The sequence below is a fragment of the Pseudomonas arsenicoxydans genome (assembly GCF_006438915.1).
In the GTDB taxonomy this organism is placed as follows: Bacteria; Pseudomonadota; Gammaproteobacteria; order Pseudomonadales; family Pseudomonadaceae; genus Aquipseudomonas; species Aquipseudomonas arsenicoxydans_A.
Window position 1 is genome coordinate 467,048 of the sequence record NZ_RCZE01000002.1, and the last position, 13,393, is coordinate 480,440.

The following is a 13,393-nucleotide window of genomic DNA, read 5'->3' on the forward strand; positions in this document are numbered from 1 at the left end:
AATCGTCATTATTTATTCATGAGACCGAGCCATGCATAACAACAATAAAGAGCTGACCCTCAGCGCCCCGCTCAGCGGCCCGGTGCTCACGCTCGCCAAGGTCCCGGACCCGGTGTTCGCCAGCGGCGCCATGGGCGACGGGATCGCCATCGACCCACTGAACGACACCCTTCATGCCCCTTGCGCCGGCGTCATCGTCCACGTCGCCAGAACCGGGCACGCGATTACCTTGCGCGCCGACAACGGCGCCGAACTGCTGCTGCATCTGGGCCTCGACACAGTCGAGTTGCAGGGCGAAGGCTTCTCGATGCTGGTCAAGGAAGGCGCGCGGGTAAGCAATGGCCAGCCGCTGTTGCGCTATGACCTGGACAAGGTTGCGCAGCAGTGCAAAAGCCTGGTCAGCCTGATGATCCTGACCAATAGCGGGGATTTTCAAGCGCGGCCGATCACCCTCAAATCGGTCAAGGTCGGCGAGCCGTTGCTGCACATTATTCGCCGACAGGCGACCGGCGCGCAGGTCGAAACCGACGCCTCGGGTATCGAAGTTCACGGACATGTTCACGTCGCCTTTCGCGGCGGTTTACACGCGCGCCCTGCGGCGCTGATTCGTCAGACCGCGCAAGGTTTCAAAAGCAAATCGCAGCTGCATTTCGGCGGTAAATCGGCGACCTGTGACAGCTTGATCGGATTAATGGGCCTGGCGATCGGCGAGCAGGACGAAGTTCAAGTCAGTTGCCAGGGCGCGGACGCCGAAGCGGCGTTGCAAGCTTTGTTGACCACACTGTCCACCGCCCTGGCTGAGGACACCCACGCCGCCGCGCCAACGCCGATTGCCCAACGCAATCGCCCCGCCGAAGCGGGAGTGTTGCACGGTGTTTGTGCCGCGCCGGGCCTATTGGGTGGGCCACTGTTTCGATTGAACGCCATCAGCCTGCCGGTTGATGCCGGCGGTCATGATTCCGAGCAACAACGGCATGCGCTCGATACCGCGCTGACCCTCGTGCGCAGCGAAATCGCCCACACCCTGGCCCAGGCCAAAAAGCACAAGAACACCGACGAAGAAGCGATTTTTGCAGCGCACTTGGCGCTGCTGGAAGATCCGGCACTGCTGGTCGCTGCGAACGTGTCCATCGACCAAGGCATCGCCGCGACCCACGCCTGGAGCCAATCAATCGACGCCCAGTGCGAAGTCCTGCAACAACTCGGCAGCCCGTTGCTGGCCGAGCGCGCCAATGATCTGCGCGACCTCAAACAACGCGTGTTGCGCGCCTTGCTCGGCGAAGCCTGGCATTACGACGTGCCGGCGGGCGCCATTGTCGCGGCGCAGGAACTGACCCCGTCCGACCTGTTGCAACTCAGCCAGCAAGGTGTCGCCGGGTTGTGCATGGCCGAGGGCGGAGCGACGTCCCACGTGGCGATTCTGGCGCGCGGCAAAGGCTTGCCTTGCATGGTTGCACTGGGTTCGACGCTGCTGAACCTTGAGCAAGGTCAATCGGTGGTGCTGGACGCTGATGGTGGTCGTCTCGAACTGGCACCGACCGCCGAACGCCTGGCCAATGTGCATCAGGCGCAACTCGATCAACAGAAACGTCGCGCGCTTCAACAATCTCAAGCACACACCCGCGCACTGACACTCGATGGCTTGCACATCGAGGTGGCCGCCAATGTCGCCTCCAGCGCTGAAGCGGTCGACGCGCTGGCTAACGGCGCCGATGGCATCGGTCTGCTGCGCACCGAGTTTCTGTTCGTGGATCGCAACACCGCGCCGGATGAACAGGAACAGCGCCTCGCCTACCAGGCCGTGCTCGATGCGATGGGCGACAAATCGGTGATCATCCGCACCATCGACGTCGGCGGCGACAAGCAACTCGACTACCTGCCCCTGCCGGCCGAGGCCAATCCGGTGCTTGGCTTGCGCGGCATTCGCCTGGCTCAAGTGCGCCCGGAACTGCTCGATCAGCAACTGCGCGCACTGCTGCACGTCAGCCCGCTGTCGCGCTGCCGGATTCTTTTGCCGATGGTCACCGAGGTCGACGAACTGCTGCACATTCGCAAGCGCCTCGAGGCGTTGTGCTCTGAACTCGGCGTGAGTGAACGCCCGGAGTTGGGCGTGATGATCGAAGTTCCGGCCGCCGCATTAATGGCCGAGCACTTGGCCGAACACGCAGACTTTCTGTCCATCGGCACCAACGACTTGTCGCAATACACCCTGGCCATGGACCGCGACCACGCGGGCCTCGCTTCACGCGTCGACGCCATGCACCCGGCGCTGCTGCGATTGATCGCCCAAACCTGCGCGGGTGCGGCGGTGCATAACCGCTGGGTTGGCGTCTGCGGTGCACTCGCCTCCGACCCGCTGGCGACGCCTGTGTTGATCGGCCTGGGCGTCAGCGAGTTATCGGTGAGCCCGGTGCAAATCGGCGAAATCAAAGACCGCGTGCGCCACCTCGACGCCGCGCAATGCCGACGCATCAGCCACGGCCTGCTCAAGCTGAGCAGCGCCGGCGCAGTGCGTCACGCCTGTCATCAGCATTGGCCTCTGAGCTGAACAACTACAACAAGAATCCAGGGAGCTACGCCATGTACCAATACTTCATCGAAGGCCTGCAACGCCTCGGCCGCGCACTGATGCTGCCGATCGCGATCCTGCCGATTGCCGGATTGCTGCTGCGCCTGGGCGACACCGATTTGCTGAACATCGCGATCATCCACGACGCCGGCCAGGTGATCTTCGCCAACCTGGCGATGATCTTCGCCATCGGCATTGCGGTTGGGTTCGCCAAGGACAACAACGGCACCGCAGGCCTTGCCGGGGTGATTGGTTACCTGGTGATGATCTCCACCCTCAAGGTGCTGGATGCAAGCATCAACATGGGCATGCTCGCCGGGATCGTCAGTGGCTTGATGGCCGGCGCGCTGTACAACCGCTTCAAAGACATCAAGCTGCCGGAGTACTTGGCGTTCTTTGGCGGTCGGCGCTTTGTGCCGATTGTCACCGGGTTTGCCGCTGTCGGCCTGGGGGTGATCTTCGGCTTGATCTGGCCCCCGATCCAGCAAGGCATCAACAGCTTCGGCACCTTGATGATGGAGAGCGGCAGCTTCGGCGCTTTCGTCTTCGGCGTGTTCAACCGCCTGCTGATCGTCACCGGCCTGCACCACATCCTCAACAACATGGCGTGGTTCGTCTTCGGCAACTTCACCGACCCGACCACGGGCGCCATGGTCACTGGCGACCTGTCACGCTACTTCGCCGGTGACCCGAAAGGCGGCCAGTTCATGACCGGCATGTTCCCGATGATGATTTTCGGCCTGCCGGCCGCCTGCCTGGCGATGTACCGCAACGCGCTGCCGGAACGGCGCAAGGTCATGGGCGGGATCTTCCTGTCGATGGCCCTGACATCGTTTCTGACCGGCGTGACCGAGCCGATCGAATTCGCCTTCATGTTCCTCGCACCATTTCTGTATTTGCTGCATGCGCTGTTGACGGGGTTGTCGATGGCGATCACCAACGCGCTGAACATCCACCTTGGGTTCACGTTCTCTGGCGGCTTCATCGACATGATTCTTGGCTGGGGAAAATCCACCAATGGCTGGTTGGTGATTCCGGTGGGGTTGGCGTATGCGGTGATCTACTACGTGGTGTTTGATTTCTGTATCCGTCGTTTCAACCTCAAGACGCCGGGGCGTGAAGAGGTTGTTTCTGGTGAGAAGGTTGTCGTCGCGGAAAATGAACGCGCCGGGGCCTACATCAAGGCACTGGGCGGTGCGGCCAACTTGATCACCGTGGGTGCATGCACCACGCGGTTGCGCCTGGACATGGTGGATCGCAGCAAGGCCAACGATGCCGAGTTGAAAGCGCTGGGGGCGATGGCGGTTGTGCGTCCAGGTAAAGGTGGGAGTTTGCAGGTGGTGGTCGGGCCGATGGCGGACAGCATTGCTGATGAGATTCGCCTGGCAATGCCGGCACTGGGGCGGGCGATTGTGTCCTCTCCTCCTGCTGTTATCGATGCCCCTGCACCCGCTGCTGTGGCGACTTCAGAGGCGCAGCAATGGCTGAATGCCTTGGGCGGCGGAGACAATGTATTGCAGATGGACTGCATCGCCATGACCCGGATTCGGTTGGTGCTGGCGGATGGCAAGGCGTTGTCAGAATGTGATTTGAAGGCGCTTGGGTGTCAGGGTGTTAGTCAGCTGGAAGGTGGTGTTTGGCACCTGCTGATTGGTGACAAGGCATCGAGTTTGAGTAATGCGCTGGAGGTGTTGGTGAATCGTAGTGAGGTGAGTGCGAAGGTCTGAATCGATGGCGCCTGGCAGTCCGTCATCGCGAGCTTGCTCGCGATGAGGCCCTAAGTAACGCCTGGGACTCAACACCCGCAGACCATGACCGGCCCTGCGGGCTTGTTCATTTCAACTACCCCAGCAGATCGGGATGCCGCCCACTTAGGCTCAAGCAGACGTTGCGCGCTGCTCTGCCTCGTAATGCCGAGTCTGGAATGGCATGAGAGCTTGAGCCTTCAGGCCGAGGCCTTCATTCAGCCCCCAAGAAACGGCAAGTACATCACGGCGCCTACGAAGGGGTACGACTGCATAGGGCGCCTCCCCTTGCTTGGAAGTCGAGTACGCAAAAAGCTCAAGAGCATTGAGGGTTTCCAACACGCGGCTATCGGACACGCACGCAAAACGAGTAAACCGTTCGAGTAAATAGCCTGCACGCCGAACTTCTACCTCATCAGTGTGGCAGTTCAAAAAAGCAGTTACTTCACTCTCAAGATTCAAACCAGAGTACCAAACAGCTTTGGCAGCGTTGACCAGCGCAGCGTCGTCTGCTTGATTCAAAGGTTTTTTGACCAAGGTGTCCAAAGCGGATGAGAGGACGTGGCCGCTATGTGGCGTCGCCATCTGTAGTCTCCAGGTAATCTTGCAAGATATTGGTGAGAACGGTGGTGGGTGGCTCTTTGTTGCCAACATATACATCAATTGCCTGCATTGCCAGACGACGGAGTTCCGTCGTCAGTACGAAACCCGCACGGAGCAGCGCTATGACGTCGCCAACATCCTGCTCTGTCGCTCTACCCAGTTTGGATATTGCAATGTCCACAGGAGCAGCAATATGGACATGCAGCGGTGACGCTAAGGAGAAATCTGCAAGGGGAAGACTACGCTCCCAGTAGTCTTCATGAATGGGACCGAAGCTGGTGTTGTATTGAAGGTCGTAGTTCAGCTCCATCAACCGACCGGATTGCTCATCAACGAATTGTTCAGGTACTTCTGCGAGCAAGGTCTGTAGGTGAAGACCCTGTGGGAGGTTTGCATAATAGATCTCAGCGTCAACATCAGTTGACACGCGGTGATGGGTGTAGAGGTGAACTGCGCACCCTCCGAACACGATTATCTTGAACGCCCCTGGCTCTGCGCACTCAGCGACTAGTTCTAATTCGACGGATTTGAACATCGAAATCAGCGCCTGCCCAAGCGAGCTGTTCGAATTAATCCTGGGAGTAATTATGTCCGGCAATTCCATCTTTGAACCTCAAGTGGATTGAAGTGTTTGTGATGGACAAAGGCTGGACTTGGCACTTCCGACGGACAACCTGAAAAGGCTGTCTGATTTTTCCTCAAGCGACGTAGCCATTGCCGCAAGAATGGGTATCCACACATCGATGAAAATGGACGGAGATCCGGCCGTCATTACCTTCTAGCCAGCTCCACAGTCGGAGCTGTGTACATCAGTTCAAATCTCGAACAATAAAAAACCCGCTGATCTTCATCAGCGGGTTCCTCATTTCAGCAGCCAGAAGATCAAAAATCCTCCAACCGCCACACCTCATAGGCCGGCGTCTCATAGGGATGGCTCTCTTTCAAAGCCACCACCACCGCCCGAATCAACTCATCGCTGACCACCAGCTCAACCTTCCATTCCTCAACCTGCTCAACCTGCCCCGCTTCCCCAATAAACGGCTGACTGCCATCCAACGGGCGAAACTGACCAAGACCGAGCACCTGCCACGCGCAATGGTCATAAGCACCGATCCGTCCGCCACCGGCGGCAAAAACGGCACTCTTGACCTGTTCCACATGACTGGCCGGAACAAAAAAACTCAGCTTGTACACGACGCTTAGTTCACCCAGACGCGAGCATTACGGAACATACGCATCCAGGGTGCGTCTTCGGTCCACTCTTCCGAACGCCACGAGTTCTGCACCGCGCGGAACACACGCTCCGGGTGCGGCATCATGATCGTTACGCGACCGTCGCGGCTGGTCAATCCGGTGATCCCGCGCGGCGAGCCGTTCGGGTTGGCCGGGTATTTTTCGGTGACCTTGCCGTGGTTGTCGACGAAACGCATCGCCACGCAACCCGACAGATCCGCTTCCAGCAACGCTTCTTCGCTGGCGAACTCGGCATGGCCTTCACCGTGAGCGATGGCGATCGGCATGCGCGAACCGGCCATGCCCTGCAGGAAGATCGAGTTCGACTCCTGGACCTGAACCATCGCCACGCGCGCTTCAAACTGCTCGGAGCGGTTGCGTACGAAGTGTGGCCAGAATTCGCTGCCCGGGATCAGCTCGTGCAGGTTGGACATCATCTGGCAACCGTTGCACACGCCGAGGGTGAAGCTGTCGGTACGTTCAAAGAAACCCTGGAACGCATCGCGAGCGCGGCTGTTGAACAGCGCGGACTTGGCCCAGCCTTCGCCGGCACCGAGAACGTCGCCGTAGGAGAAACCACCACACGCCACCAGGCCTTTGAACTCGTTCAGGTCGACACGGCCGGCCAGAATATCGCTCATGTGCACGTCGATTGCGTTGAAACCGGCGCGGTCGAAGGCGGCAGCCATTTCCACCTGACCGTTGACGCCCTGCTCACGCAGTACGGCAACCTGTGGGCGAATGCCTTTTTTGATGTAAGGCGCGGCGACGTCCTGATTGACGTCGAAGCTGAGCTTGACGCTCAGGCCCGGGTTGTCTTCTTCCAGCAGCACGTCGAACTCTTGTTCGGCGCAGTCGGCGTTATCACGCAGACGCTGGATCTGATAGCTGGTTTCGGCCCACTGACGTTGCAGCAGACGACGCTGACCCTCAAACACGGTTTCGCCGTTGAAGGTGATGTTGATCTGGCCATTGTTCATCGGCTGACCGATCACCGACACGCAGTCGCCCAGACCGGCCGCGCTGAACTGCGCGAGAATGTCCGGAGTGGCGTCCTGACGAACCTGGATTACGGCACCCAATTCTTCGTTGAACAGGATCGCCGCGATGTCGGCGGAAGTTTCTGCCAGGCCATCGAGGTTCAGGCTCAGACCGCAATGGCCGGCGAAGGCCATTTCCACCACGCTGGTCAGCAGACCACCGTCGGAACGGTCGTGGTACGCCAGCAGGTGACCGTCGGCATTCAGGCCCTGGATCACGGCGAAGAAGGCCTTGAGGTCTTCGGAATCGTCAACGTCCGGCGCTTGCGAGCCGAGCTTGCCGTGCACCTGGGCCAGGATCGAGGCGCCCATGCGGTTCTGGCCACGGCCCAGATCGATCAGGATCAGGTCGGTGGTGCCCTTGTTCATGCGCAGTTCCGGGGTCAGGGTCTGACGGATGTCAGCCACTGGCGCGAAACCGGTCACGATCAGGGACATTGGCGACGTGACGGTCTTGTCGACGCCTTCGTCGCTCCAGCGTGTGGCCATGGACATGGAGTCCTTGCCCACCGGAATGGTGATGCCCAGCTCAGGGCACAGCTCCATGCCGACCGCTTTCACGGTGTCGTACAGACGCGCGTCTTCACCCGGGTGGCCGGCAGCGGACATCCAGTTCGCCGACAGTTTGATGTCGGAGATCTTGTTGATGCGCGAAGCGGCAATGTTGGTCAGGGTTTCGCCGATGGCCATGCGGCCCGACGCCGGAGCGTCCAGCAGCGCCAGCGGAGTGCGCTCGCCCATCGCCATGGCTTCACCGGTGTAGACGTCGAAGCTGGTGGCGGTGACGGCAACGTCGGCCACCGGAACCTGCCACGGGCCGACCATTTGGTCACGGGCCACGAGGCCGGTGATGGTGCGGTCGCCGATGGTGATCAGGAAGCTTTTGCTCGCCACGGCCGGGTGATGCAGGACGCGCTCTACGCAGTCTGCAATCTCAAGCGTCGACGGATCGAAATCGTCACCCAGTTCGTTTTCGCGAACGGCCGAACGGTGCATGCGCGGGGCTTTGCCCAGCAGCACTTCGAGTGGCATGTCCACCGGGCTGTTGCCGAAGTGACTGTCGGTGACGGTCAGTTGCGGCTCGGCAGTGGCTTCGCCAACGACGGCGAACGGGCAGCGCTCACGTTCGCAGATCGCCTGGAAGCGTTCGAAATCGGCCGGGCCGACCGCCAACACATAGCGTTCCTGGGATTCGTTACTCCAGATTTCGTGCGGGGCCATGCCCGGCTCGTCGTTTGGAATGTTGCGCAGTTCGAAGCGGCCACCGCGGTTGCCGTCGTTGACCAGTTCCGGGAAGGCGTTGGACAGACCGCCCGCGCCGACGTCATGGATGAAGCTGATCGGGTTTTTGTCACCCAACTGCCAGCAACGGTCAATGACTTCCTGGCAGCGGCGTTCCATCTCAGGGTTTTCGCGCTGCACGGAAGCGAAGTCCAGGTCAGCCGAGCTGGTGCCGGTGGCCATGGAGGAAGCAGCACCGCCGCCCAGACCGATCAGCATCGCCGGGCCGCCGAGCACGATCAGCTTGGAGCCAACGGTGATCTCGCCTTTCTGTACGTGTTCGGCACGGATGTTACCCATGCCGCCGGCCAGCATGATCGGCTTGTGGTAACCGCGAACTTCGTCGCCACGCGGGGTGGTGATCGACTGTTCGAAGGTACGGAAATAACCGGTCAGGGCCGGACGACCGAATTCGTTGTTGAACGCGGCGCCACCCAGTGGGCCTTCGATCATGATGTCCAGCGCGGTCACGATGCGCTCAGGCTTGCCGTACGGCACTTCCCACGGCTGTTCGAAGCCCGGGATTTGCAGGTTGGACACGGTGAAACCGGTCAGGCCGGCCTTTGGCTTGGCGCCACGGCCAGTCGCGCCTTCGTCACGAATCTCACCGCCACTGCCGGTGGATGCGCCCGGGAACGGGGCAATCGCGGTCGGGTGGTTGTGGGTTTCGACTTTCATCAGGATGTGCACCGGTTCCTGCACCGCGCCGTACTGACGGGTTTCAGGGTCCGGGAAGAAACGGCCGGCGACGTTGCCGACGATCACCGAGGCGTTGTCCTTATAAGCCGACAGAACGCCTTCGCTGTGCATCACGTAGGTGTTCTTGATCATGCCGAACAGGCTTTTTTCCTGGCTCTGACCGTCGATGTCCCAACTGGCGTTGAAGATCTTGTGACGGCAGTGCTCGGAGTTCGCCTGCGCGAACATCATCAGTTCAATGTCGTGCGGGTTGCGCTTGAGGCCGACGAAGGCGTTGACCAGGTAGTCGATTTCGTCTTCGGCCAGGGCCAGGCCCAGCTCGGTGTTGGCTTTTTCCAGCGCGGCACGGCCGCCACCCAGCACGTCGATCGCGGTCAGCGGCTTCGGTTCGGCGTGGCTGAACAGGCCGGCGGCCTGTTCGAGGTTGGCCAGAACGATTTGCGTCATGCGGTCGTGCAGGGCGCCTTCAATCAGCTGTGCTTCGGCGTCGCTGAACTGGCCGGCCACGTAGAACGCGATGCCGCGCTCCAGGCGCTGGATCTTGCTCAGGCCGCAGTTGCGAGCGATGTCGCTGGCTTTACTGGACCACGGCGAGATGGTGCCGAAACGCGGCAACACCAGAAACAGACGACCGGTCGGCTCTTGTACCGGAACACTTGGGCCGTACTTCAGAAGGCGCGCGAGCACCTGCTGTTCGTCGCCGGTCAGGACGCCGGTCACTTCGGCGAAGTGAGCGAATTCAGCATACAGGCCGCTGACAGCCGGGACCTTCTGGCTCAGTTGCTCAAGGAGTTTGCTGTGGCGAAAGGCAGAAAGGGCAGGAGCGCCGCGCAGGATCAACATCTTCGGGACAGCCTCGGGAGGGGTGTGCTTTGAGGCCGTGCATTCTAGCCTAAACCGCCCGCGACATCACCCGAAACGGTACAGGCGGCTACACCCAAGTGTCGGACTGGGGATCCGGGCCTGAGAATGGCGCTCAAAAAGGGTTATTTTTTCTGTCACAAAATCCTGTTCGGGCCCATTCCTGCGGGCTCCGGAGCGGTTTTCAATTGCCTAGCAGACAAGCCCTTCTCTGTCGAGATATGGCGGCCGTGGTCCTTTGCGTATACTGCGCAGATGTTTTCCCCAACGGCTTTGCGTCCGCGGTACGCCAAATGGCTGATCGCAACCGGACTCTTCCTGATGCTCAGTGGCTGTGTTGATAAACCCAACACGCTGGAGCGCGTAAAGGAGGATGGCGTGCTGCGGGTGGTTACCCGGAACAGCCCCGCCACCTACTTTCAGGATCGTAACGGTGAAACCGGCTTCGAATACGAGCTGGTGAAGCGCTTCGCCGACGATCTGGGGGTGGAACTCAAGATCGAGACCGCCGACAACCTCGACGACCTGTTCAATCAGGTGGGCAAGCCTAACGGCCCGGTGCTGGCTGCTGCCGGTCTGGTCAGCAGCGAGGAACGTAAAAAGCAGGTGCGGTTTTCCCACTCCTACCTGGAAGTCACCCCACAGATCATCTACCGCAACGGCCAGTCACGGCCAACCGATGCGGGCGACCTGGTCGGCAAGAAGATCATGGTGCTCAAGGGCAGCACCCACGCCGAACAGCTGGCAGAGCTGAAAAAGAAATACCCCGGCATTGAATACGAAGAATCCGACGCGGTTGAAGTCGTCGACCTGCTGCGCATGGTCGATGAAGGCCAGATCGACCTGACCCTGGTCGACTCCAACGAAGTCGCGATGAACCAGGTGTACTTCACCAACATACGGGTCGCCTTTGACCTCGGTGACGCCAGCAACCAGAGCTGGGCCGTGGCCGCGGGCGAAGACAACAGCCTGCTCAACGAAATCAACGCCTACCTCGACAAGGTGCAGAAAAACGGCACCCTGCAGCGCCTCAAGGATCGCTATTACGGACATGTCGACGTCCTCGGCTACATGGGCGCCACCACGTTTGCCCAGCATTTGCAGCAGCGGCTGCCCAAGTACGAACAGCACTTCAAGGCTTACGCCAAGAAGGAACAGGTCGACTGGCGCCTGCTGGCCGCAATCGGTTATCAGGAGTCGTTGTGGCAACCGGCGGTCACGTCCAAGACCGGCGTGCGCGGCCTGATGATGCTGACCCAGAACACCGCGCAAGCCATGGGCGTGTCCAACCGCCTCGACCCCAAGCAGAGCATCATGGGCGGCGCCAAGTACCTGGCGTATATGAAGGATCAGCTGGACGAATCGATTCAGGAGCCAGACCGCACCTGGTTTGCCCTGGCGGCTTACAACGTTGGCAGTGGTCACCTGGATGACGCGCGAAAACTGGCGGCGAAGGAAGGGCTGAACCCGGACAAGTGGCTGGACGTGAAGAAAATCCTGCCGCGCCTGTCAGAGAAAAAGTGGTACAGCAAGACGCGCTATGGCTACGCCCGGGGCGGCGAGCCGGTGCATTTCGTGGCGAACATCCGTCGTTATTACGACATCCTGACGTGGGTCACGCAGCCACAGCTTGAGGGTGACCAGGTGGCGGAAGGCAATCTGCATGTGCCGGGGATCGACAAGACCAAGCCGGCTCAAGAACCCTCGCCGCTCTAACACTGACATCACAGATCAAATGTGGGAGAGGGCTTGCTCGCGAATGCGGTTCAACATTCAACGTTTATGTCGACTGTCACACCGCTTTCGCGAGCAAGTCGAATCGTCGCACCGCCGCTCCCACATTTTGATTTTTTGTTTGGCTTAGGCTTTTGCGGCGGCCAGGATCAGCGCTTTCATTTCAGATACCGCCGACTTGAAGCCAACAAACAAAGCATGCGCCACCAGCGCGTGGCCAATGTTCAGCTCGTTGATGCCTTTGATCGCCGCCACGGCTTCTACGTTGTGGTAGTGCAAACCGTGCCCGGCGTTGACGATCAACCCTTGAGCAAGGCCAAAGGCCACGCCGTCTGCCACGCGCTTGAGCTCTTCTGCCACGTCAGTCGGCGTCTCGGCATCGGCGTAACGCCCGGTGTGCAGTTCGATCGCCGGCGCACCCACGCGACGGGAGGCTTCAATCTGGCGCTCATCAGCGTCGATGAACAACGACACTTCGCAGCCGATCTTCGACAAGCGATCCACGGCAGCTTTGATCCGAGCTTCTTGCCCTGCCACGTCCAAACCACCTTCAGTGGTCAGTTCCTGGCGGGTTTCCGGGACCAGGCAAATGTGCGCCGGACGAATGTGCTCGGCGAACAGCATCATTTCTTCGGTGACGCCCATCTCAAAGTTCATGCGGGTTTGCAGCACGTCCTTGAGCAGCAGAACGTCGCGTTCCTGGATGTGCCGGCGGTCTTCGCGCAAATGCACGGTGATGCCGTCAGCGCCCGCCTCTTCCGCGTCCAGTGCCGCCTTGACCGGATCCGGATAGCGAGTGCCCCGGGCCTGACGGAGGGTGGCAACGTGGTCGATGTTCACGCCAAGAAGAATGCGATTGCTGGTGGTCACGGAAGCGCTCCTGAATTTAAAGATTCGGCGCACAGCATACGGGGAGACTACGGCTTGCGAAACAGCTCGCGGCTGACCAGTGGACGACCGCCCAGATGAACCGCCAACGCTTGGCGCATCAGACGCTTGGCAGCGGACAGCGCGCCGGGCGCGGTCCAGTCGGCATCGGCCATGGCCAACAGTTCGGTGCCATTGAACAAACCGGGTTGCAGCAGATAGACCTGCTCCAGACCCGCATCCACCTGTAGGCGGTAGAGACCGTCCGGGGCAACGGGCTCGCCGTGGATGTCCGTGGTCAGTGCAAATCCGTAACCGAGATCATCCAGCAGGCGCCATTCGAAAGAGCGCAACAACGGCTCCAACGGACGGCCTTCGGCCAGCGCGAGCAGGGTCGCGGCGTAGTGATCGAATACCCCCGGGTGGGGGTCTTCGGAGGGCAATAGTCGGATCAACAGTTCATTGAGGTAGAGGCCGCTAAACAACGCCTCACCGCTAAGCCAGGTTGAAACACCGGCGGCCTCCATCCGCCCGACGTTCTTCAGCTCGCCACGTCCGCGAAACTCGACTTCCAGCGGCACGAACGGCCGCGCCAACGTCCCCGCCTTGCCCCGCGCACTGCGCAACACCGCCCGCAGCCGACCTTGCGGCGTGAGGAAGTCCACCAACGCACTGTTTTCGCGGTAGGCGCGGGAGTGGAGCACGTAGGCGGGTTGGCCGATGGGTGGGGTTTGGGACATGGGCGTCGAGTATCTCTAGAG

9 protein-coding genes are annotated in these 13,393 nt (G+C 60.4%); 3 read left to right on the forward strand and 6 right to left on the reverse strand.

What is annotated here, in order from left to right; all coding sequences use genetic code 11:
• The first annotated feature begins 31 nt into the window (after positions 1–31).
• Together ptsP and nagE are read left to right on the forward strand one after the other, a co-directional pair.
• Positions 32–2,548 (forward strand): phosphoenolpyruvate--protein phosphotransferase, encoded by a 2,517-nt coding sequence (gene ptsP / locus EAH78_RS05690; protein ID WP_140666531.1) that lies wholly within the window; start codon positions 32–34, stop codon positions 2,546–2,548.
• A 32-nt stretch (positions 2,549–2,580) separates the two neighbouring features.
• Positions 2,581–4,296 carry an N-acetylglucosamine-specific PTS transporter subunit IIBC gene (nagE, locus tag EAH78_RS05695; protein ID WP_140666533.1) on the forward strand — a complete coding sequence of 572 codons (1,716 nt, stop codon included), beginning with the start codon at positions 2,581–2,583 and terminating at the stop codon, positions 4,294–4,296.
• 150 nt (positions 4,297–4,446) lie between these two features.
• On the opposite strand, the gene EAH78_RS05700 is transcribed toward nagE, so the two are convergent.
• The 4 genes from EAH78_RS05700 to purL form a co-directional block, all read right to left on the reverse strand.
• On the reverse strand, positions 4,447–4,899 hold the full coding sequence (locus tag EAH78_RS05700) for a hypothetical protein (RefSeq protein WP_140666535.1): 453 nt from the start codon (positions 4,897–4,899) through the stop codon (positions 4,447–4,449).
• Positions 4,883–5,521, reverse strand: a complete 639-nt coding sequence (locus EAH78_RS05705) for a DUF6036 family nucleotidyltransferase (RefSeq protein WP_193560066.1) — start codon at positions 5,519–5,521, stop codon at positions 4,883–4,885. Before EAH78_RS05705 ends, EAH78_RS05700 begins: the two co-directional genes overlap by 17 nt.
• Before the next feature lie 278 nt (positions 5,522–5,799).
• Positions 5,800–6,111, reverse strand: a complete 312-nt coding sequence (locus tag EAH78_RS05710) for a YqfO family protein (RefSeq protein WP_059181570.1) — start codon at positions 6,109–6,111, stop codon at positions 5,800–5,802.
• 5 nt (positions 6,112–6,116) lie between these two features.
• Positions 6,117–10,013: a phosphoribosylformylglycinamidine synthase gene (gene purL / locus EAH78_RS05715; RefSeq protein WP_140666537.1), complete on the reverse strand. Its 3,897-nt coding sequence runs from the start codon at positions 10,011–10,013 to the stop codon at positions 6,117–6,119.
• 273 nt (positions 10,014–10,286) lie between these two features.
• Here purL and mltF point away from each other — a divergent pair, with 273 nt between their 5' ends.
• Positions 10,287–11,747, forward strand: a complete 1,461-nt coding sequence (gene mltF, locus EAH78_RS05720; protein ID WP_140666539.1) for a membrane-bound lytic murein transglycosylase MltF — start codon at positions 10,287–10,289, stop codon at positions 11,745–11,747.
• A 144-nt stretch (positions 11,748–11,891) separates the two neighbouring features.
• Here the strand turns inward: mltF and pdxJ are convergent, their stop codons facing one another.
• Positions 11,892–12,635: a pyridoxine 5'-phosphate synthase gene (pdxJ, locus tag EAH78_RS05725; protein WP_027924888.1), complete on the reverse strand. Its 744-nt coding sequence runs from the start codon at positions 12,633–12,635 to the stop codon at positions 11,892–11,894.
• Positions 12,636–12,682: 47 nt separating this feature from the next.
• Positions 12,683–13,372, reverse strand: coding sequence for a DNA repair protein RecO (gene recO / locus EAH78_RS05730; RefSeq protein WP_140666541.1), 690 nt, complete (start codon positions 13,370–13,372; stop codon positions 12,683–12,685).
• Positions 13,373–13,393 lie beyond the last annotated feature (21 nt).

Excerpts from the sequence above, each read along its gene's own strand:
- ptsP (WP_140666531.1), top strand. The coding sequence starts at position 32 with ATGCATAACAACAATAAAGAGCTGACCCTCAGCGCCCCGCTCAGCGGC.
- EAH78_RS05705 (WP_193560066.1), bottom strand. The coding sequence starts at position 5,521 with ATGGAATTGCCGGACATAATTACTCCCAGGATTAATTCGAACAGCTCG.
- purL (WP_140666537.1), bottom strand. The coding sequence starts at position 10,013 with ATGTTGATCCTGCGCGGCGCTCCTGCCCTTTCTGCCTTTCGCCACAGC.
- recO (WP_140666541.1), bottom strand. The coding sequence starts at position 13,372 with ATGTCCCAAACCCCACCCATCGGCCAACCCGCCTACGTGCTCCACTCC.
- mltF (WP_140666539.1), top strand. The coding sequence starts at position 10,287 with ATGTTTTCCCCAACGGCTTTGCGTCCGCGGTACGCCAAATGGCTGATC.
- EAH78_RS05700 (WP_140666535.1), bottom strand. The coding sequence starts at position 4,899 with ATGGCGACGCCACATAGCGGCCACGTCCTCTCATCCGCTTTGGACACC.
- nagE (WP_140666533.1), top strand. The coding sequence starts at position 2,581 with ATGTACCAATACTTCATCGAAGGCCTGCAACGCCTCGGCCGCGCACTG.